This is a genomic window from Rhodoglobus sp. GW821-FHT12B09, assembly GCF_058809925.1.
Genome location: NZ_JBXATB010000001.1, coordinates 342173 through 363225, shown reverse-complemented (window position 1 = coordinate 363225; position 21053 = coordinate 342173). Strand labels below are relative to the sequence as shown.

General features: G+C 69.3%; 18 protein-coding genes. 6 read left to right on the top strand and 12 right to left on the bottom strand.

Annotation, left to right across the window (positions count from 1 at the left end; translation table 11 throughout):
• Nucleotides 1–49: 49 nt before the first annotated feature.
• The 4 genes from AC1RTC_RS01840 to AC1RTC_RS01825 form a co-directional block, all read right to left on the bottom strand.
• On the bottom strand, nt 50–1423 hold the full coding sequence (locus AC1RTC_RS01840) for an Ig-like domain-containing protein (RefSeq protein ID WP_493153750.1): 1374 nt from the start codon (nt 1421–1423) through the stop codon (nt 50–52).
• On the bottom strand, nt 1404–2150 hold the full coding sequence (locus tag AC1RTC_RS01835; RefSeq protein ID WP_493153749.1) for a TIGR03943 family putative permease subunit: 747 nt from the start codon (nt 2148–2150) through the stop codon (nt 1404–1406). The genes AC1RTC_RS01840 and AC1RTC_RS01835 overlap by 20 nt, the downstream gene beginning before the upstream one ends.
• Entirely contained in the window at nt 2140–3168 is a 1029-nt protein-coding gene (locus AC1RTC_RS01830; RefSeq protein WP_493153748.1) for a permease, read from the bottom strand. Before AC1RTC_RS01830 ends, AC1RTC_RS01835 begins: the two co-directional genes overlap by 11 nt.
• 103 nt (nt 3169–3271) lie before the next feature.
• Complete coding sequence (locus tag AC1RTC_RS01825; protein WP_493153747.1) at nt 3272–5701, bottom strand: Rne/Rng family ribonuclease; 2430 nt, start codon at nt 5699–5701, stop codon at nt 3272–3274.
• 338 nt (nt 5702–6039) lie between these two features.
• Between AC1RTC_RS01825 and AC1RTC_RS01820 the strand changes: the two genes are divergently transcribed.
• A complete protein-coding gene (locus AC1RTC_RS01820) occupies nt 6040–6639 on the top strand; it encodes a vitamin K epoxide reductase family protein (protein WP_493153746.1) in 600 nt (199 codons plus the stop codon).
• 218 nt (nt 6640–6857) lie between these two features.
• Here AC1RTC_RS01820 and ndk read toward each other — a convergent pair whose 3' ends face one another.
• The 6 genes from ndk to AC1RTC_RS01790 form a co-directional block, all read right to left on the bottom strand.
• On the bottom strand, nt 6858–7271 hold the full coding sequence (ndk, locus tag AC1RTC_RS01815) for a nucleoside-diphosphate kinase (RefSeq protein WP_493153745.1): 414 nt from the start codon (nt 7269–7271) through the stop codon (nt 6858–6860).
• A 1-nt stretch (nt 7272) separates the two neighbouring features.
• Nucleotides 7273–7626 (bottom strand): DUF4233 domain-containing protein, encoded by a 354-nt coding sequence (locus AC1RTC_RS01810; RefSeq protein WP_493153744.1) that lies wholly within the window; start codon nt 7624–7626, stop codon nt 7273–7275.
• The gene (locus AC1RTC_RS01805; protein ID WP_493153743.1) at nt 7623–9119 is read right to left on the bottom strand and encodes a bifunctional folylpolyglutamate synthase/dihydrofolate synthase; all 1497 of its coding nucleotides are present in this window, start codon (nt 9117–9119) and stop codon (nt 7623–7625) included. Before AC1RTC_RS01805 ends, AC1RTC_RS01810 begins: the two co-directional genes overlap by 4 nt.
• Complete coding sequence (ileS, locus tag AC1RTC_RS01800; RefSeq protein ID WP_493153742.1) at nt 9112–12399, bottom strand: isoleucine--tRNA ligase; 3288 nt, start codon at nt 12397–12399, stop codon at nt 9112–9114. Before ileS ends, AC1RTC_RS01805 begins: the two co-directional genes overlap by 8 nt.
• A gap of 161 nt (nt 12400–12560) precedes the next feature.
• Nucleotides 12561–13544 carry a DUF1648 domain-containing protein gene (locus AC1RTC_RS01795; protein WP_493153741.1) on the bottom strand — a complete coding sequence of 328 codons (984 nt, stop codon included), beginning with the start codon at nt 13542–13544 and terminating at the stop codon, nt 12561–12563.
• Nucleotides 13541–13891, bottom strand: a complete 351-nt coding sequence (locus AC1RTC_RS01790) for a GntR family transcriptional regulator (protein ID WP_493153740.1) — start codon at nt 13889–13891, stop codon at nt 13541–13543. The genes AC1RTC_RS01795 and AC1RTC_RS01790 overlap by 4 nt, the downstream gene beginning before the upstream one ends.
• A 69-nt stretch (nt 13892–13960) precedes the next feature.
• Here AC1RTC_RS01790 and AC1RTC_RS01785 point away from each other — a divergent pair, with 69 nt between their 5' ends.
• Together AC1RTC_RS01785 and AC1RTC_RS01780 are read left to right on the top strand one after the other, a co-directional pair.
• Nucleotides 13961–15298: an MFS transporter gene (locus AC1RTC_RS01785; RefSeq protein WP_493153739.1), complete on the top strand. Its 1338-nt coding sequence runs from the start codon at nt 13961–13963 to the stop codon at nt 15296–15298.
• Between the two features lie 103 nt (nt 15299–15401).
• Nucleotides 15402–16061: a hypothetical protein gene (locus AC1RTC_RS01780; RefSeq protein WP_493153738.1), complete on the top strand. Its 660-nt coding sequence runs from the start codon at nt 15402–15404 to the stop codon at nt 16059–16061.
• A gap of 78 nt (nt 16062–16139) precedes the next feature.
• Here the strand turns inward: AC1RTC_RS01780 and AC1RTC_RS01775 are convergent, their stop codons facing one another.
• Complete coding sequence (locus AC1RTC_RS01775; RefSeq protein WP_493153737.1) at nt 16140–16427, bottom strand: hypothetical protein; 288 nt, start codon at nt 16425–16427, stop codon at nt 16140–16142.
• 80 nt (nt 16428–16507) lie between these two features.
• Between AC1RTC_RS01775 and valS the strand changes: the two genes are divergently transcribed.
• The 3 genes from valS to AC1RTC_RS01760 are packed head-to-tail and all read left to right on the top strand — an operon-like array spanning nt 16508 to nt 19748.
• Nucleotides 16508–19084 (top strand): valine--tRNA ligase, encoded by a 2577-nt coding sequence (valS, locus tag AC1RTC_RS01770; RefSeq protein WP_493153736.1) that lies wholly within the window; start codon nt 16508–16510, stop codon nt 19082–19084.
• The gene (locus AC1RTC_RS01765; RefSeq protein ID WP_493153735.1) at nt 19081–19521 is read left to right on the top strand and encodes a GNAT family N-acetyltransferase; all 441 of its coding nucleotides are present in this window, start codon (nt 19081–19083) and stop codon (nt 19519–19521) included. The genes valS and AC1RTC_RS01765 overlap by 4 nt, the downstream gene beginning before the upstream one ends.
• Nucleotides 19521–19748, top strand: coding sequence for a hypothetical protein (locus AC1RTC_RS01760; protein WP_493153734.1), 228 nt, complete (start codon nt 19521–19523; stop codon nt 19746–19748). Before AC1RTC_RS01765 ends, AC1RTC_RS01760 begins: the two co-directional genes overlap by 1 nt.
• On the opposite strand, the gene AC1RTC_RS01755 is transcribed toward AC1RTC_RS01760, so the two are convergent.
• Nucleotides 19745–20989, bottom strand: a complete 1245-nt coding sequence (locus tag AC1RTC_RS01755) for an LCP family protein (protein WP_493153733.1) — start codon at nt 20987–20989, stop codon at nt 19745–19747. The genes AC1RTC_RS01760 and AC1RTC_RS01755 overlap by 4 nt on opposite strands.
• Nucleotides 20990–21053 lie beyond the last annotated feature (64 nt).

Here is a 21053-nt window from a genome sequence, read left to right as displayed (position 1 = left end):
GTGCCCGAAACCTCCGCATGGGCCGAGGAAGGGCGTGGCGCCCCCGGGCCTACCAGCGCAGCGCGAACCCTTCGACCGACCGCGTCTGCGCCCCCGACTCCACGTCCACGAGCACCGTCGTCACCGACGTCGACCGGGCGTTGTAGTAGTACCCGTCGGAGACGCTGGCCGAGGCATCCGGAACCGTCTCAATTGCCACGTACTGCCCGTTGGGCGACACGGTGAAGTCGCTGATGCTACCGCCGTCGTCGGGCGTCTGGTACAGCACGCGGGAGGTGGCGCCGTCGTCGTAGACGAGGAGGCTGCTGAACCGCCGGCCGGTGGGGTCGGGCACGACGACCTTCTGGATGCGGCCGCCGTCGGGCAGCGTCGCGGTCGCGCCCTGGAAGGCCTTCTTGCCGTCGACGGGCGAGGGCTGGAGCCGAGTCACCTCCCCTGTCGCGAGCTCGAGGGACACCTCGCCGAACGAGTCGGTCATGGTGACGCTGCGCCCATCGACGGCGACCTTGTCGAAGCTCAGGAACTGCCCCAGCGGGGTGATGGCGCCCGTGGCGGGGTCGATCAGCAGGAGGCTGCGCTGGAAGGTGAGGGCGAGCAGAGTTCCGGTGCCGGGGAGGAACTGCCAGCCGAGCACGTCGATCGGCTTCCCGTCGAGTCCGAGGACCGGGTTGGCGGCGCGCCCCGCGGTGAGGTCGATCGTGTAGAGGGTCGAGTTGTTCTTCTGACCGAGGCCGGCCTGGGCGCTCGTGAGGGTGAAGCCGAGAGTGTTGCCCGCGGCCGAGGCATCCAGGGCGGAGATCGACCCGGTGTCGGGCAGCCGCACTTTCTCGACGACCGAGGTGTCGGTGTTGACGAACGTGAGCGAGCTGGTGCGGTCGTCCCCCAGGGTGACGACGGCGAGGAACTGGTCGAGCACCGCGAAGTCCTGGATGTGCGGCGTCGAGTAGATGATCTGGCGGTCTGAGCCGCGCAGGCCGGTGGTGACGATGTCGTCCGTGGTCTCGCCCCGGTCCAGGTAGTGGAGCTTGGGCGAGTCCGTCGTGAACTGGTAGCTGATCGTGGCGGGCTGTGCGAGGTACACGCTCGTGACCCCGTCGACGGTCACCCGGTAGTCGGTGGCGTACTTGAGTCGCGAGTCGAACTGCACGGCGATGATGTCGCCCTGGGTGGCGACGGTGAATCCGGTGGCCGGCTCCACCGATACCTGCGAGTGCTTCACCTGCGCGACCGCCTGGTTGGCGAACAGCCGTACCTGCTGCCCGCTCTGCTCCACGACGCCCTTGGTGTCGACCTGGGCGCTGGAGAGCTTCGGCCCCTGCAGGTAGCCGAGCACGAGGAACAGCCCGCAGAGCAGCACGAGGGCGCCGACCGTGAGCGCGAGGGCTCGGCGGAAGGCCGCGCCCTCAGTAGAGGTAGGGCTCACTCGGCTGGTCCACTTTCGTGACGGCGTCGGGGTGCAGCGCGATCGACTGCTTGCTCGACGTGCTGGGGTTGGTGCCGAACTGGCCGGTCGCCTCGATCCAGTCGTCGACGGCGTAGGTGTCCTGCCAGTTGGCGAGGAAGACCGGGATGCCCGTGGGCTGCGCATCGACGGCGCAGCAGGTGACCACGAACCGGGAGACGTAGAACATGTTGGCCGGGTCGTCCGGATCCGGCGTGATGAAGCCCACCACGTCGACCGGCTTGCCCTGGTAGAACGTCAGGTCGCTCGTCTGGCGCAGCAGGGACGCCCAGTCGACCACGGTGAAGGTCGTGAACGTAGAAGTGGATGCCGCGTCCGCAGCACTCAGCGACTGCGTCTCCGTGCCGAGCGTGGTGCTGTTGATGTCGCGCTGGCTCGCGGTCGCGCTCGTGAGGGTCGCCGGCGGGACGACCACCATGGCCACCGCGATCAGGGCCGCCACGCCCAGCCCGATGCTCGAGAGCGCCTTCCCTCGCCGGCCGGGCTCCTCCTCGTCCTCCGGGTGGGTGCGCACGACGAGGCTCGCGACCACCAGGCCGAGCGCGAGGACGCCCATGATCAGCGTGAACACGATGTAGCGGGGGTGGATGTAGAGCACGAGCTGGTTGTCGAAGGAGAGCCAGATCGTCGCCACCACGGCGATCGCGATGAGGACCACTCCGCGCCAGCGCTGAACCCTAGGCCACATAGTTCACCACCACCCCGACGAGCGCGCTCAGCAGCCCCACCACCACGGTCAGCTGCACGAGCACCCTCGTCGTGAACGTCGTGCGCAGGATCGCGAGCATCTTGATGTCGATGATCGGCCCGAACACGAGGAAGGTCGCGATCGACCCCGGCATGAAGGTGTTCGCGAACGGGAGGATGAAGAACGCGTCGACGTTGGAGCACACCGCGATCACGAACGCGAGCACCATCATCGCGAGGATCGACCACAGCGGGTTGCTGCCGAGCGCCACGAGCACGTCGCGCGGCACCGCCACTTGGATGGCACCCGCGACGAGGGCGCCGATGAAGAGCGCCGGCATGATGACGCTGGCCTCGCGGATGAAGATGTCCACGCTCTTGCTCGCCCGTGAGTGGCCGTGCTCGGCGGCGGGGCGCCGGCACTCGGCCGCGAAGCCGGACGTGAGCAGGTCATCCTGCCGCGGGTGGAGGCTGAACAGCCAGCCGATGATGTTCGCGACGGCGAGACCGCCGAGCAGGCGGGCCACGAGGATGCCGTCGTCGAAGCCGAAGGCCTGGTGGGTGGTGATGATCGTGATCGGGTTGACGATCGGGGCGGCGAGCAGGAAGGTCATCGACTCGGGCACCGTGAAGCCGCCGACGATCAGACCGCGGGCGAGTGGCACGTTGCCGCACTCGCACACCGGCAGGAAGATCCCGAACATCGAGATGCAGAGCCGCCGCAGCACCGGGTTGCGCGGCAGGTACTTCATCAGGATGCCGTCGGGCAGCCAGACCTGCACCACGATCGACAGGAGGATACCGAGGATGACGAACGGCAGCGACTCGATGACCACGCTGATGCTCAGGGTGAGCAGGTCCTGCGCCTCGTTCGGCAGCGAGAAACCGCTGCCTTCGAGGATCGCCCGGATGCCCAGGAGCCCCGCTATCCCGACGACGCCGATGCCCAGCCAGACGAACCGGCGGGGGCTGCGCGCGGGGGCGTGGACATGCTCGTGCTCGAGTACGCCGGATTCCACGGGGGAAGCCTAAACGGTGGAACTGGGTGAGGTGAGTAGGCCCGCCAGGGTCGTATCGAAACCGGGATTCAATACGGCCGCGGGCGGCCTACTCAACCTGCCCCTACTGGTTGTCCGTGGTGATGATCGGCGACGAGACCCGGCGCGACCCGCGCGAGCGGCCCTGGCCGGGCTGCTTCGGCTCGGGCAGCGCGTCGAGCACGGAGTCGAGGATCTGCTCGGCGTCGTGCGTCGAGATCTTCCGGGGCTGGCGCGGTGCCTTCGTCACGGGGATGTCGAGGATCGCGACAGCGGCCTCGGCGGCGGCGACAGTCGCCTCCTCCGCCTGGCTCGGCGCGGCCTCCTGGACCGGGATCTCGGTGGTGTGAACGGTGCTCGCGGCGACCCGGGCGAGTGCGTTGCGCACGTCCTCGGTGATCGCGTGCGTGCCCGTGGAACCGACGCCGTTCTTGACGTTGTTTGACGGGGCCTGCGCTCCCCCGCCGCCGTTGCCGCCGCGGTTGCGGCCACGACGGCCGCCGCCGCTCGTCTCGGGCTGCGCGGTCTGCTGCTGCTGGCGGTGCTTGGTCACGGGGTCGTGGTGCACGATGATGCCGCGGCCCGAGCACACCTCGCAGGGCTCGCTGAACGTCTCGAGCAGGCCGAGGCCGAGCTTCTTGCGCGTCATCTGCACGAGGCCGAGCGAGGTGACCTCAGCGACCTGGTGCTTCGTCCGGTCGCGGCTCAGGCACTCCACCAGGCGGCGGAGCACGAGGTCGCGGTTCGACTCGAGCACCATGTCGATGAAGTCGACGACGATGATGCCGCCGATGTCGCGCAGGCGCAGCTGGCGGACGATCTCCTCGGCGGCCTCGAGGTTGTTCTTGGTCACCGTCTCCTCGAGGTTGCCGCCCGAGCCGACGAACTTGCCGGTGTTGACGTCGACGACGGTCATGGCCTCGGTGCGGTCGATCACGAGGGAGCCGCCGGAGGGCAGCCACACCTTGCGGTCGAGGGCCTTCTCGATCTGCTCGCTGACGCGGAACTCGTCGAACGAGTCGTTGTTGCCCTCGTAGCTCGCGAGCCGGTCAAGCAGGTCGGGCGCGACACCGCGCAGGTAGCTCTCGATGGTCTGGCGCGCGTCGTCACCCTCGATGACGAGCTTCTGGAAGTCCTCGTTGAAGACGTCGCGCACGATCTTGATGAGCAGGTCCGGCTCCGAGTGCAGGAGCGCGGGCGCCTGCTGCGACTCGACCAGGCGGCTGATCTCGGCCCACTGGTTGGTGAGGCGCTGGACGTCGAGTGTCAGCTGCTCCTCGGTGGCACCCTCGGCGGCGGTGCGCACGATCACGCCCACGTTCTCGGGCAGCACCTCCTTGAGGATCTTCTTGAGGCGGGCGCGCTCGGTGTCCGGCAGCTTGCGGCTGATCCCGGACATGGAGCCGTTCGGCACGTACACGAGGTAGCGGCCGGGCAGGGAGACCTGCGAGGTGAGGCGGGCGCCCTTGTGGCCGACCGGGTCCTTGGTGACCTGGACGAGCACGCGGTCGCCGGGCTTGAGCGCGAGCTCGATGCGACGGGCCTGGTTCTTGCCGTCGCTGTCGAGCGCCGCGGCATCCCAGTCGACCTCGCCGGAGTACAGCACGGCGTTGCGGCCGCGGCCGATGTCGACGAAGGCCGCCTCCATGGAGGGCAGCACGTTCTGCACGCGACCGAGGTAGACGTTGCCGATGAGGCTCGCGTCCTGCGACTTGGCGACGTAGTGCTCGACGAGCACGCCGTCCTCGAGAACGGCGATCTGGATGCGGTCGAACTTCGAGCGCACGACCATGACGCGGTCGACGCTCTCGCGGCGGGCGAGGAACTCGCTCTCGGTCACGACCGGACGACGGCGACCGGCATCGCGGCCGTCACGGCGGCGCTGCTTCTTGGCCTCGAGGCGCGTGGAGCCCTTGACGCGAGTCGGCTCGTTGCTGAGCACAGGCTCGGGGCGCGGCTGGCGCACCCGCACGACGGTGTTGGGCGCCTCGTCGCCGGGGCGCGACTCCTCGCCGGGCCGGCGGCGCGAGCGGCGGCGCACGGTGCCGGCCTCGTCGGGCAGGTCGAGCGCGGGGCCGTTGCCGCCGCCGCGCGGTGCGCGGACGGGGGGCAGCGGGGGAAGGTCGGGAGCCTGGAACAGCAGAGAGGTGGTCGGGCGCACGGGCGCCTTCGTCTCCACGACGGGCAGCGAGGACTCGGTGGCGGATGCCTCGGCGGCGGGCTTCTTCGGAGCACTGCGCCGCTTCGGGGCCTGGGCGGCCTCCGGGGCAACAGCTGCCTCCGCGGACTCGGCGGCCTCGGGCAGCGCGGCTCCGCCGGCGTTCACGTGGTCGGCCGCGCTCTTCGCGGGAGCTGCGGCCTTCGGGGCCCGGGTGCGCGTGGCCTTCGGCGGCTCGACCACCTCGGCGGGGGCCTCTACCGGCTCCGCTACGGGTGCCGGGGCATCCGGGGCAGCTGCCTTGCGTCCGCCGAACAGACGGCTTCTCTTCTTCGGATTCTCGTCGTTATTCACCATTGCTGGTGTACTCCTAGCCCGGATGGGCAACCGCGCCACCCACCGGGTACTCTCTCGTGCGCTATCCCGCCTTGTCGGCGGCACCGCTACTAATCCTTCAGGTCTGCACACGGGCTCTGCGCCCCTCATGGGCGTTGGCTCACGCGTGCCTGCTCTGTCACAGCAATATTCCGGAACTGGCTATCCGGCTTCGGTCCGGTTCAGCCCTGCGTGTTCGTTGCAGGTCCAGCCCGGAAAGCACTGTTTGGTGTCGTGTCGAGCGCGGCTCGACTGACTGCTTGTCATTATCGCACGCATTCCCTGTGAGGCTCGTTTTCGGCGCGTGCAATAATCCGACCATGACTGACGCGGTCGCCTCGAAACGCCCTCTCTCCCTCGCCCTCGTACTCATCGTCACGGGGGTCATCGGCTGGTACGCGTCGTTCGCGCTCACCCTCGACAAGATCGCCGTGCTCGAGAACCCGCAGGCCGATCTCGACTGCAACTTCAGCGTGCTCGTGCAGTGCGGGGTCAACCTCGGCTCGTGGCAGGGCGCCGTTCTGGGGTTCCCCAACCCGCTCCTCGGCCTCGGCGGGTTCGTCGCCCCGATCGCCGTCGGCGTGGCACTGCTGGCCGGGGCATCCTTCGCCCGCTGGTTCTGGATAGCCTTCAACGCGGGCGTGCTCGGAGCGTTCGCGTTCTGCCTGTGGCTCGCCTACCAGAGCATCTTCAACCTCGGCACCCTGTGCCCCTGGTGCATGCTCGTCTGGTCCGTGACGATTCCGCTGTTCTGGACGCTCACGCTCGCCAACGCCCGCGCCGGCCGCCTCGGCCAGGGGCTGCAGCCGCTGGGCGCGCGCCTGTACTCGTGGGTGCCGGTCATCACGATCGTCGGGTACCTGATCATCGCGGTCGTCGCGCAGGTGCGCCTCGACGTGCTCGCGACGCTGGTCGTCTAGCGCTGGTTGAGTAGGCCGCCCGCGACCGTATCGAAACCTGACGTGAGGTTTCGATACAGGCGCCAGAGCGCCTTACTCAACCCGCGGCCGTATCGAAACCGGACGTGAGGTTTCGATACAGGCGCCAGAGCGCCTTACTCAACCCGCGACCGAATCGAAACCGGACCTGAGGTTTCGATACAGGCGCCAGAGCGCCTTACTCAACCCGCTGGTGCGCCCTAGAACCAGAGAGCGAGCTCACGGGCCGCTGACTCGGGCGAGTCGCTGCCGTGCACCAGGTTCTGCTGCACCTTGAGGCCCCAGTCGCGGCCGAGGTCGCCGCGGATCGTGCCGGGCGCCGCCGTCGTGGGGTCGGTCGTGCCGGCGAGCGCGCGGAAGCCCTCGATCACGCGGTTGCCCGCGATGCGCAGCGCGACAACCGGCCCCGACTGCATGAACTCGACGAGCGGCTCGTAGAACGGCTTGCCCTGGTGCTCCTCGTAGTGCGCGGCGAGCAGCTCGAGGTCGGCCTGCACGAGCTTCACGTCGACGAGCTGGTAGCCCTTGGCCTCGATGCGGCGCAGGATCTCGCCGGTCAGGTTGCGGGCGACACCGTCGGGCTTGACGAGGACGAGGGTTTCTTCGACGGACATGTCAGTTCTCCTGTAGTTGTGCGCGGGCACGGTCGATCTGCCGGCCCTTGATGAAGCAGTACACCCAGATCGCGGCGAAGCCCGCCCCGACCACGTACATGACCGGCAGCAGGATGCCCGTGGCAACCAGAACCGCCTGGAGCACCCAGCCCAGCCAGACGCCCCAGCGGAACCGCAGGAGACCGGCGACGACGACGAGCAGGACGATCAGCGCTCCCCCGCCGACGAACGCGGTCACGGGCGGCACGGCCTTGAGGCCGAACGCGGTGAGCGTCACGAAGAACATGAGGACCGCCTCGAGCCCGAGCACGATGCTCAGGAGCGACTCGGAGGTGCTGCGGACGCGGCGGCTCACGGCTTCCACTTCTCGCTGAGCGCGAGCTCGATCGCCTCACCCACGAGGGTGATAGAGCCGGTCACGACCACCGCGCGGCGGGGTGCCTGTGAGGCCCAGACCCGGGCATCCTGCACCGCGTGCTCGAAGCTCGCGAACTGGTAGGTCGCGTCCTCGTGGGCGACCTCGAGCACGAGCTCGGCGAGCTGCTCGTACGGCACGGCACGCTCGGACTGCGACTGCGTGACGTGGAAGCGCTCCGCCACGGGAGCGAGCGCCTCGACGATGCCGCGCGCGTCCTTGTCCTGCAGCACGCCCAGCACGATCGTGATCTCGTCGAAGGTGAAGTACTCCTTGAGGGCGGTCGCGAGGGCGGCGGCGCCGTGCGGGTTGTGCGCGGCATCCACGAGCACGGTCGGTTCGGTGCCGATGATCTGCAGGCGGCCCGGGGATGTCGCGGTCGCGAGCCCCTCGGCGAGCACGTCGCCCACGAGCGGCTGGGTGCCCCCGCCGAGGAACGACTCAACGGCCGCGATCGCGAGCGCGGCGTTGTGGCCCTGGTGGTCGCCGAACAGCGGCAGGAAGAGGTCGTTGTACGTGCCGGCGAGGCCGCGGACGGAGATGACCTGTCCGCCGACCGCGACGGTGGAGCTCTCCAGCGCGAACGCCGAGCCCTCCACCGCGAGGGTCGACTCCGTGAGCCCCGCGGCGCGCTCCAGCTCTGCCAGGGCATCCGGAGCCTGGGCTGCCGAGACGACCGAGGCGGAGGGCTTGATGATCCCGGCCTTGGTGCGGGCGATCTCGGCGACCGCGGAGCCGAGGCGCTGGGTGTGGTCGAGGGCGATGGGCGCGAAGACGGCGACCTGCCCGTCGCCGACGTTGGTGGAGTCCCACTCGCCGCCCATGCCGACCTCGATCACCGCGACATCGACGGGCGCGTCGGCGAAGCTCGCGTAGGCGAGCACCGTGAGCGCCTCGAAGAAGGTGAGCGGCTCCTCGCCCTCGGCCTCGAGCTGGGAGTCGACGAGCTCGATGAACGGGCGGACGTCGTCCCAGTTGGCGGCGAGCGCGCGGTTCGAGATGGGCTGGCCGTCCACGACGATGCGCTCGTTGACGCGCACGAGGTGCGGGCTGGTCATGAGGCCGGTGCGGAGGCCGTAGGCGCGCAGGATGCTCTCCGTCATGCGGCTCGTCGAGGTCTTGCCGTTCGTGCCGGTGACATGGACGATCGGGTACGACCGCTGCGGATCTCCGAGCAGCTCGAGCGCACGGCGGGTGGCGTCGAGGCGCGGCTGCGGCGCGGCTTCGCCGATGCGCGCGAGCAGCTCGGCGTAGACGCGGTCGGCGTCCTCCTGGTACTCGGCGTCCTCGAGCTCGAAGTCCGAGTCCTCGTCGAGGTTGGTGCCCTCGTTGCCGTCGGCGAACGGGCTCAGGTCGGCCAGCGGGTTCTCCGAGGGATCGCCCTCGCCAGATCCGTCAACGTCAGCCTCGTCGAACTCTTCGCGATCAGACATCTACTGCTCCCGCCTTCGTCACGTCGATGACAAGTACACCAGCATTCGAGTACTGCCCGACAGGCAGCACCGTGCGCTGCGTCCCTGTCGGCGCCGAAAGCGCGGCGACTTCGGGGTCCGCGGCCTCGGTGAACGTCGCCTCGACCGCGAGCGTCTCGGCCGCGATGGTCTCGACGAAGACGCCGAGCGCGCCGATGTCGGCCTTGTGGCCGCCCGTGATGGTGAGGACGATGCGGTCGCTCACCTCGAGGCCGGCGGCCTTGCGGGTGTCCTGGATGGAGCGGATGACATCGCGCGCGAAGCCCTCCGCGAGGAGCGCCGGCGTGAGCTCGGTGTCGAGGAGCACGAAGCCCCCGTCGCCGAGGAAGGCGATCGCGCTGGACGCGTCGGAGGCCTCAAGCTCGAGATCGTACTCGCCCTCGAACAGGTCGATGCCGTCGACGGCCACGGTGCTCGCGCCGGACTGCACCCAGTTGCCCGCCTTGGCCGCCTGGATCACCTGCTGAACCTGCTTGCCCAGGCGCGGTCCCAGAGCGCGCGCGTTCACCGTGAGCTTCTGAGTGATGCCGAAGTCGCCCGGGTCCGCCGCGCCGAGGAAGGTGACGCCCTTCACGTTGAGCTCGTCCCGCAGGATGCCCTCGACGCCGTCGAACCAGTCGGCGCGGGCGGTCACCACCGTGAGCTTCGCCAGCGGCAGCCGCACGCGCAGGTTGCGCGACTTGCGCAGGGCCAGGCCGGCGGACGCGATCTCGCGCACGTAGTCCATCTCGGCCACGAGCTCGGGGTCGTACGGGTACTGCTTCGCGTCCGGCCAGTCCTCGAGGTGCACGCTGCGGCCGCCCGTGAGGCCGCGCCACATCTCGTCGGCGACGAGCGGGATGAGCGGTGCGGCGACCCGCGTGACTGTCTCGAGCACGGTGAAGAGGGTGTCGAAGGCATCCTTGTCGCCCTGCCAGAAGCGGTCGCGGCTGCGGCGCACGTACCAGTTGGTCAGGACGTCGGCGAAGTCGCGGAGCTTGGTGGCGGCGACCGGGCTGTCGAGGTTCTCGAGGTCGATGGTGATCGCGTCGACGAGCTCGCCGGTCTTGGCGAGGATGTAGCGGTCGAGGACGTTGTCGGGCGTGCCCGTGACCCGTGCCGCCTCGTAGCCGTCGGCGTTCGCGTACAGGGTGAAGAAGTAGTACGTGCTCCACAGCGGGAGCAGCAGCTGCCGGACTCCCTCCCGGATGCCCTCCTCCGTCACGACGAGGTTGCCGCCGCGGATCACCGACGACGACATGAGGAACCAGCGCATCGCGTCCGCGCCGTCCCGGTCGAAGACCTCGTTGACATCCGGGTAGTTGCGCAGGCTCTTCGACATCTTCTGGCCGTCGGAGCCGAGAACGATGCCGTGGCTGATGACGTTCGTGAACGCCGGCCGGTCGAAGAGGGCGGTGGAGAGCACGTGCAGCAGGTAGAACCAGCCGCGGGTCTGGCCGATGTACTCGACGATGAAGTCCGCGGGGTTGTGCGCCTCGAAGAACTCCTGGTTCTCGAACGGGTAGTGCACCTGCGCGAACGGCATCGAGCCGGAGTCGAACCACACGTCGAGCACATCCTCGATGCGCCGCATCGTCGAGCGGCCGGTGGGGTCGTCGGGGTTCGGGCGCGTCAGGTCGTCGATGAAGGGGCGGTGCAGGTCGGGCTCCCCCTTCTCATTCAGCGGGAGAGTTCCGAAGTCGGCCTCGAGCTCCGCGAGCGAGCCGTACACGTCGACGCGGGGGTAGGCGGGGTCGTCGCTCTTCCACACCGGGATGGGGCTGCCCCAGTACCGGTTGCGGCTGATCGACCAGTCGCGGGCATTGCCGATCCACTTGCCGAACTGGCCGTCCTTGACGTTGTCCGGAACCCAGTTGATCTCCTGGTTGAGCTCGCCCATGCGGTCGCGGAACTCCGGGACCTTCACGAACCAGCTCGACACGGCCTTGTAGATGAGCGGGTTGCGGCAGCGCCAGCAGTGGGGGTAGCTGTGCTCGTAGCTCGCGACCCGGAAGAGGCGCCCGTCGGCGCGGAGCTTCTGGGTGAGCGGCTTGTTGGCGTCGAATACCTGCAGGCCCGCGACATCCTCGATATTCGGCAGGAACCTGCCGCCGTCGTCGACAGACAGGATGACCGGGATGCCCGCCGCAGCGCACACGAGCTGGTCGTCCTCGCCGTACGCGGGTGCCTGGTGCACGATCCCGGTTCCCTCGCCCGTGGCGACGTAGTCCGCGACGAGGATCTGCCACGCGTTCTGCGTGCCCCACTCCTCGGTGTCGGCGTAGTAGTCCCACAGCCGCGCATAGCGGACGCCCTCGAGCTGGGAACCGAGGACGGTGCGGCTCACGACGACCTCGGCGGCCGAGGCGTATCCGAGCTCCTTGGCGTACGCGCCGACCGTGTCGGCGGCGAGCAGGAACTCCGCCACGCCCGCGGCCGAGCCGTCGGCCGCGCCGAGCGGGCCGGACGGCACCACCGCGTACTCGATGCCGGGGCCGACGGCGAGCGCGAGGTTCGTCGGGAGGGTCCACGGGGTCGTCGTCCACGCGAGGGCCTTGACCGCGGTGAGGCCCAGGCTCTCCGCCTTGGCTCCGTCGAGCGGGAAGGTGACCGTGACCGACTGGTCCTGGCGCATCTTGTAGACGTCGTCGTCCATGCGCAGCTCGTGGTTGGAGAGCGGCGTCTCGTCGTGCCAGCAGTACGGCAGCACCCGGTAGCCCTCGTAGGCGAGGCCCTTCGTGTAGAGCTGCTTGAACGCCCAGATGACGGATTCCATGTAGCTCACGTCGAGCGTCTTGTAGTCGTTCTCGAAGTCGACCCAGCGGGCCTGGCGGGTGACGTAGTCCTCCCACTCCTTCGTGTACTCGAGCACGGACTCGCGGGCCTTCGCGTTGAAGGTCGCGATGCCCATCTCCTCGATCTGGCTCTTCTCGGTGATGCCGAGCTGGCGCATCGCCTCGAGCTCCGCGGGCAGTCCGTGGGTGTCCCAGCCGAATCGGCGGTGCACCTGCTTGCCGCGCATGGTCTGGAAGCGCGGGAAGAGGTCCTTCGCGTAGCCGGTCAGGAGGTGGCCGTAGTGCGGGAGGCCGTTGGCGAACGGCGGGCCGTCGTAGAACACCCACTCGGGCGCGCCCTCGCGCTGGTCGATGGAGGCCTGGAAGGTGCCGTCCTGCTTCCAGTAGTCGAGCACGCGCTTCTCGATCGCGGGAAAGCTCGGCGACGGCTGGACGGGCTCATCCGGTGTGTGCTGCGGGTACGGCATGTGGTCTCCTGATGCTGTTGCACGAGGACGACTTCCGCCGCGGTACCACCCCGCTTGCCCGGACCTCCGGACCACTCAACCTGCTGTTCCGGTTCTACCCCGCTGTCGCGGCTCTTCCGGAGGCTCCCCGTCGATAGCGGATCACTGCCTGTGAACCCATTCTATGCGCGACGGGCCAGGGAGTTCAGCAGCGCGGCGCCGGTTGCCGCCTGCGACACGGTGACCGTGACGGAGCTGCCGTTCGCGCGCGTCACCTCGAGGGCCTCGCCCGAGCGCGTGATGACGCCCCAGCGCCCCTTTCCCGCCCAGCGGACGCCGTACCCGCCGAACTCGCGGAGGGCGCTGGCGGAGACGCTGCGCGCCGAGCCGACCTCGGCGAGCGGCACGGTGAAGCGCGGGTAGCCGAGCACGGAGCGGGCCGCGAAGCCGCGCTCGTCGACGGTGACCCGCCAGGACAGCGTGCCGATGACGCCGAGGATGACCACGGCGTAGAGCACGACCCACAGCACGAACGCCCACAGGGGCGCCGCGAGCCACATGACGATCCCGCCGCCGACGAGGGCGATCACGAGCACGCCCACGAGGATCACGGAGACCACCCGCGAGACCTGCAGGTGGCGGGTCCAGACCGCGCGCTCGCCCGGGGCGAGCTCGAGCGCCTCCGGCGCGGTGGCGGTGGGCTCGGCCGGAGCCGCGTGCTTCGGCAGCGCGAACCACGCGGCAGCGCCGAGCACGAGGCCCGCCACGGCGGCGGTGATCAGGGTGGGCGTGAGGGACGGGCCGGTGCGGGCATCCGGAACACCGCGCTGGATGAGGAAGGAGCCCGCCATCAGCACGCCGATGAGGGTGATGAGGAAGGGGCCGATCGCCAGCACGAGGCGCTGGTTGAAGGTCGGATAGCCCTGCCCCGCGAGCGGGCGGGCGATCACAAAGGCGAAGGCGCTCCACGCGAGGGCGAAGACCGTGAGGATGACGAAGCCGCTGACCGGGCTGTCGAACCGGTCGGGCGCGCCGCTCGGGCCCCAGTGGACGGCCATGGGCACGGGGAGCTGGGGCAGCGACGCGACCATCGCGATCAGGGCGGCGAGCGCGATGAGCAGCGGGGTGATGACGCCGATGATGACGGATCGGGCGTGAGCGGTCATTCGAAGGCCTTCCTGATGAGAGCGGTGAGTGCGCTGGGGGTGAGGTCGAGCTTCTTGGCCTCGGCGACGACCCGCTCGATGTCGCGGCCGAGCTGGTCGTAGTCGCGGGCGCGGGATGCCACGACCGCTCCCCTGCCGCGACGCAGGTCGAGGAACCCCTCGTCCCGCAGCACCTGGTACGCCCGGAGCACGGTGTGGACGTTGACCTCGAGGGACTCCGCGAGCTCGCGCGCCGCCGGCAGCCGCTCGCCCTGGCTGAGCGAGCCGTCGATGACCTGCTCCCGGATGCCCGCCACGAGCTGCTCGAAGAGCGGGGTCGCGGAGCCGGTGTCAACGGAGAGGTACATGTAATTACTATAGCTGAACTAGAACAATGAGTGGGAATGGATCGTCGTTTCTGCTGATTGACTGTGAGCGTGACTATCACCAGTGGCAAAGCGCCAACCACTAAAGAAGCAGTACCCGCCCCGCAGTACGAGCCCGCCAAGGCCCGTAAGGCAGTCTGGGCCGCACTCGTCGGCTCCTCCCTCGAATCGTTCGACTTCTACGTCTTCGCCTACTTCAGCGCGATCTTCGCCCCGGCCCTGTTCTTCCCGGAGCTCGACCCGGCCGCGGGGCTGCTCGCGTCGTTCGCGTCCATCGCCGTCGCGTTCGTGGTCCGCCCGATCGGTGCCGCCCTCTTCGGCAACATCGGCGACCGGATTGGCCGCAAGCGCACCCTGATCATCACGATCACCGTGATGGGGCTCGCCACCGGCGCCATCGGCCTCCTGCCTGACTTCGCGACGATCGGCCTGGCGGCGCCCCTGCTGCTCCTGCTGCTGCGGGTGGTGCAGGGGCTCTCCCTCGGTGGCGAGTGGAGCGGCGGCATCCTGATCGCCGTCGAGCAGGTCGAGCCGAAGCGCCGCGGGTTCTACGCCGCGCTGCCGCAGCTGGGCTCCCCTGTCGGCACCACGATCACAGCGGCCCTGCTGATCATCCTTCCGCTCGTCATCTCCGGGCCGGACATGCTCGCGTGGGGCTGGCGGATCCCGTTCCTCGTGGCATTCCCGCTTCTGCTCGTCTCCCTCTGGCTGCGGATCTCGATCGATGAGACCCCGGTGTTCAAGACGATCCTCGCCGCGGACAAGCGCGAGCGCATCCCGGTGCTGGCGGCCTTCCGCAAGTACCCGGTCGCGATCGTGGTCGCCATCGGGGCGGCGCTACTCGGCATCGGCTCGTACGCGCTCATGAACACGTACACGATCGGCTACGGCATAAGCGTGCTCGGGTTCTCCTACCCGGATCTCGCGCTCGCCACCCTGATCGGCAGCCTCCTGCAGTTCGTGACCATCCCGCTCTTCGGGCTGCTCGCCAACCGCATCGGCCCGGCGCGCGTCGTCCTGATCGGCGCGATCGGCACGCTCGTCATCGCGTTCCCGATGTACTACCTGCTGCAGTTCGCGACCTTCGAGATCCTCGTCGGCACCATGATCATCGGCGGCATCCTCCCCACGCTCGCGTGGGCGGGGCTCGGCGGCCTCATGGCGAACATCTTCGGCGGCCCGGTGCGCTACAGCGCCATGGCCATCGCGTACGCCTTCGCGGCGACGATCTCCGGGTTCATCCCGCTCGTCACCCAGGGCCTGTCGAACGCGACGGATGCCGCGTGGTGGCACCCGGGCGTGGTGCTCGGGGCGATCTCGCTCATCACCCTGGTCTCCGCCCTCGTCGCCGCGCGCTGGAAGCGCCCCGTCGACGAGATCGCGGAGTAGCGACAACCGCTCACTACCCGTTGTCGCCGGGCGAGGGATGGTCATAGGCTGTCCCTCGCTCGGGGACTCCACCCCGATGGACGCAGCCTTCAGAGGGGCCTGAATGAGCGACGACACTCCCACCCAGCGTTTCGATGCCGCGGGCGATGCCCCGACTGAGAAGTTCGAGGCTCCGGCGGCCACGGTTCCGCTAGAGGTCGCCGAAGAGCGCAAGTCGCGCCGGCTGATCATCATCCTCGCCTCGATCGGCGGTGCGCTGCTGCTCGCGGTCCTCATCGTGCTGATCGTGCTCCTCACCAGGGGCAGCGGGACGCCCGGCGCCCTGCCGACGCCCACGCCGAGCGCGTCGGCATCCACCACCCCCACGCCGACGCCGACGCCGACGACCCCGACGCCCACACCGACTCCGACCCAGACGGAAGCGCCGCCGCCCCCGCCGCCCAGCGCCGAGGTCACTGTCGAGAGCTTCACGATCAACCCCACGTCCGCGGACTGCTCGGGCGGCGACCCGGTGATCACCATCCAGTGGTCGACATCGAATGCGAACTACGTCTACTTCGGCGTCGACACGGGCGGCAACGACGCCCAGCAGTCGCCGTTCTTCGGCGACTCACTGCCGGCGAGCGGCAACTCGACGAACGACTTCCCGGACGGCTACCGCCCCTTCACCTACACCTGCGGCAACGGCAGCCACACCTACGTGATCACGGCGGTCGGGTCGGACGGCAGCAAGCACAGCAAGATCATCAAGGTGACGGGCTGAGCCCCGGCGCACCGCGCCGGAGTGCAAAAAGTGCTCTAGATCAGAGGATCTGCAGCACTTTTTGACGACTCGGCGCGATCAACCCGCGCTGAACCTGCCGCGGAGGAAGGGCAGCCACGGTGCGCGGTAGCGCAGCGCCGGGGCATCCGTCGGTCTGAGTGTGACGGATGCGCGGCCCGAGGTGACTCCGAACCGGTAGAGGAACACCCGCACCTCGGTGTCGCGGTCGGCCGGCAGCTGCCAGGTGCCGACGCCCCACTGGGTCGGCTGGGCGCGGCCCTCGATGACGATCGTGGGGCGGATGCCGACGAGCCCCAGTGCACCGCCGCGGAGGTCGATCGCGACGCGGCGGGTGGGGGCTGGCACGGTACCATCGAACCACAACCCACACTCAGGCACCTCTATCTACTGACTCGGTGCCGCACATATCGAACCGGAGCACAACTGTGTCGACTCAGCCCGCCGCCATCCCCGACAAGCCCGCCCTCGAAGGCCTCGAAGGCAAGTGGTCGCCAGCGTGGGAGGCCAACGGCACCTACCGGTTCGATCGGGATTCGGCGACTCGCGGCAACGTCTTCTCCGTGGACACACCGCCGCCCACGGCCTCCGGCAGCCTGCACATCGGCCACGTGTTCAGCTACACCCACATGGACCTCGTCACGCGCTTCCAGCGGATGCGCGGCCGCGACATCTTCTACCCGATGGGCTGGGACGACAACGGCCTGCCCACCGAGCGCCGCGTGCAGAACTACTACGGCGTGCGCTGCGACCCGACGCTGCCCTACGACCCCTCCTTCACCCCTCCACTGGAGGGCGGCGACAATGCCTCCTCGAAGGCGGCCGACCAGGTGCCGATCTCGCGCCGCAACTTCATCGAGCTGTGCGAGACCCTCACCGCCGAGGACGAGAAGCAGTTCGAGGACCTCTGGCGCCAGCTCGGCCTGAGCGTCGACTGGAACCTCACCTACCGCACCATCGGCCGTGAGGCGCAGCTCGCCGCCCAGCGCGCCTTCGTGCGCAACCTCGCGCGCGGCGAGGCCTACCAGGCGGACGCGCCGACGCTGTGGGACATCACGTTCCGCACCGCGGTCGCCCAGGCCGAGCTGGAGGACAAGGAGCAGCCGGCGGCCTACCACCGCGTCTCGTTCCACAAGCCCGACGGGTCGACTGTGGAGATCGAGACCACCCGCCCCGAGCTGCTGCCCGCGTGCGTGGCCCTGGTCGCGCATCCCGACGACGAGCGCTACCAGCACCTGTTCGGCACCACCCTGACGACCCCGCTGTTCGGGGTCGAGGTGCCCGTGCTCGCGCACCACCTCGCCCAGAAGGACAAGGGCTCGGGCATCGCCATGATCTGCACCTTCGGCGACGTCACCGACGTGGTGTGGTGGCGCGAGCTCGACCTGCCGAACCGCACGATCATCGGCGCCGACGGGCGCATCGTGCCCGACGCGCCCGAGGCGCTCTCCCCCGCCGCCGTCGAGGTCTACCAGGAGCTCGTGGGCAAGACCGTGTTCAGCGCGAAGGCCCGCGTGGTCGAGCTGCTGAAGGAGTCCGGCGAGATGATCGGCGACCCCAAGCCGATCACGCACGCCGTGAAGTTCTTCGAGAAGGGCGACAAGCCGCTCGAGATCATCTCCACGCGCCAGTGGTACATCAAGAACGGCGCTCGGGATGCCGCGCTCCGCGACCGCCTTCTCGCGGCGGGCCAGCAGATCGGGTTCACCCCCGAGCACATGCGCATCCGCTACGAGAACTGGGTGGGGGGCCTCACGGGCGACTGGCTCATCTCGCGGCAGCGGTTCTTCGGCGTGCCGATCCCGGTCTGGTACGAGCTCGACGCGAACGGCGAGAAGGGTGCGCCGATCGTCCCGGCCGAGGACGCCCTTCCGGTGGACCCGTCGTCCGACGTTCCCCCCGGCTACACCGAGGCCGACCGCGGCACCACCTTCGTGGGCGAGCTCGACATCATGGACACGTGGGCGACCTCGTCGCTCACCCCGCAGATCGCGGGCGGCTGGGTGACCGACCCCGAGCTCTTCAGCCTGGTCTTCCCCTACTCCCTGCGCAGCCAGGGCCAGGACATCATCCGCACCTGGCTGTTCTCCACGGTGCTGCGCGCCGAGCTGGAGGAGGGCCAGATCCCGTGGAAGAACGCCGGGATCTCGGGCTTCATCGTCGACCCGGACCGCAAGAAGATGTCCAAGTCCAAGGGCAACGTGGTCACCCCGAAGGGCATGCTCGACGAGCACGGCTCCGACGCGGTGCGGTACTGGGCTGCCTCGTCGCGCCTGGGCACGGACGCGGCGTTCGACCCGCAGAACCCGAAGCAGATCAAGATCGGGCGCCGCCTGGCGATCAAGGTGCTGAACGCGGCGAAGTTCGTGTACTCGTTCCCGGAGGCGGCGGTGTCGACGGGCGCAACCAGCTCGGTCACCGAGCCGCTCGACATCGACATGCTCGCCGAGCTCGGCCGCGTCATCAGCATCGCGACGGCCGCCCTCGAGGAGTTCGACCACGCTAAGGCGCTCGAGACAGCTGAGCAGTTCTTCTGGACTTTCTGCGACGACTACCTGGAGCTCGTGAAGGAGCGCGCGTACGGAGCGGGCTCCGCCGAGGCGCAGGCGAGCGCGGCGACGGCACTGCGCACCGCGATCGACGTGCTGCTGCGCCTGTTCGCGCCGTACCTCCCGTTCGCGACCGAGGAGGTGTGGAGCTGGACCCACGAGGACAGCATCCACACCGCGAGCTGGCCGACTGTCGCCGACCTCGGAGTCGAGGCCGAGCCATCCGGCCTGCTGGGCGCGGTGAGCGAGGCCCTCATCTCGATACGTCGCGCCAAGACCGACGCGAAGGCGTCGCAGAAGACCGACGTCGTCTCCGCGGTTATCGCCGGCCCCGCGATCCTGGAGCTCGGCCTCGGCGACCTCCGGGCCGTCGGCCGCATCGCGAGCGTAGAGTTCGTGGTGTCAGAGTCGATCGAGGTGCGGGACATCGTGCTCGCGGAAACGGCGGAACAGTGACCGAAGTGCGTGACATCCACGAGGGCGATCGGGACGCGTGGCGCCGCCTCTTCCGGGAGTACGGCGTCTTCTACAAGACCGAGTTCAGCGACGCCGTCCTCGACGGCGTGTGGCACTGGCTCATGAACGCCGAGTCGCCCCTGGAGGCCGTGGTGGCCGTCGATGACGGCCGGGCGTACGGCTTCGCGCACTACCGCGCCCTGCCCGACACGTTCACCGCGGCCAACGAGTGGTACCTCGACGACCTCTACGTGGAGCCCGGGCACCGCGGCTCCGGTGCCGGATCGGCGCTGATCGACGCTGTGGCCGAGCGCGCGGCATCCGACGGCGGCGGCAAGCTCCGCTGGATCACGGCCGCGGACAACACGACCGCCCAGAGCGTCTACGACAAGCTCGCGACCCGCACCACCTGGGTCACCTACGAGAAGCAGACCTGATGCAGCTCGGCACGCGCTGGAACGTGGGCGACGAGCCCCCGTCGCGGCTGCCGGTCGAGGTCGTCGAGGCGATCGCGAGCGTCGAGGGCGAGCTCGCCGGGGTGTCGACCGACGGCTGGCGCTGGACGCTCACCTGGCTCGAGGGCCGGCCGGTGGTCGAGCTCGATGACGGCACCGTGATCCGGATCGACCACGAGGGCGCCGTCATCGTCGAGGACCCGGCCTAGTCGTTCGCCTTGCTGCAGGTCGGCTGGTCTGCGGTCTGGCCGTTGATGCTCGAGGGCAGGGCCACGGGGGCGGCCGCGGGCGCGGGGGTGGCGGCGGGTCCGTGACCCCGGACCTCACCGCCCGCCGACGGCGTTGACGACGGCTGCGGGGCTGGCGGCACAGCGGCTGTGCCGGCGGTGGCTCCCACGCCCAGGGTTCCGGTCAGTTGCAGCGGATCATCGCTCGCGAGGGCGGCGATGAGGGCGCTGGCCGCGTCGTCGTCGGGGACCACCCGGTTGACGTCATCGGGGTCGGTCACCGCCGGGTACTGCAGGAAGACGATGTTCGAGAGGCTCATATCCTTCAGCGCGAGGGCCATCGACACCATCGTCGCGGGGCTCGCCAGTGATGCCGAGGCCTGGATGCTCGTCGCCGCGGTGCTGGCAAGGCGGTACAGCAGGATCGGGTTCGTGAGCACGCCCTCACTCATCACCTTGCGCACGAGGGCGGAGAGGAAGACCTGCTGGTTGCTGATCCTGCCGAGGTCGCTGCCGTCGCCGATTCCGTAGCGAGTTCGAACGAAGCCGAGCGCGGTCGCCCCGCCCAGCGTCTGCTCCCCCGCGGGCAGGTCGAGCCCGGCGGAAGGATCGAGCACCGGCGCATCCAGGCACACCGTGACACCTCCCACGGCGTCCGCCATCGCGATGACGCCGTCGAAGTCGATGGTCGCCGCGTACTGGATGGTCAGCCCCGTCAACTGCTCGGCCGTGAGCACGACACAGGAGAGCCCGCCCTCGGCGAGCGTGGTGTTGAACATCGCGCGGTCCTGCGCGTCGATGGTTCCGCCGGAGCCGTCAGGGCACTCGGGGACCGGCACCTCGAGATCGCGGGGGATGCTGATGACGGCGGCGCTGCTGTGATCCGCGGAGATGTGCAGCACCATGGTCACGTCATTGCTGCCCGCACCGGAGCTGCCGTCGAGCTGGTCATCGGTGCTGAACTCTCCGCCCTGGCCGGTTCGGGTATCGGTGCCCGCCAGAAGGATGTTCGCGCCGCCGTCCAGGGGCCCCACCTGCGGCACGGGGGCGGCCTGGCCGTCGGCCTGCAGCAGCGTTACCCCGGGTCTGACGTTGCTAGCGGTAGCCCCGACAACCACCGCGGTGACGGTGAGGACGCTGGCCAGCACCACGGCCAGGGAGGCGAGCACGAAACGGATGATTCCGCCCCAGGGGCCTTGGCGCCTGCCGCGCTGGTGCGACACCGCCCGACCGTTGAGGCGCCGGCGGCTCAACCGGGCAGGTTCGAGGGCGGGAGACACCCCGAGA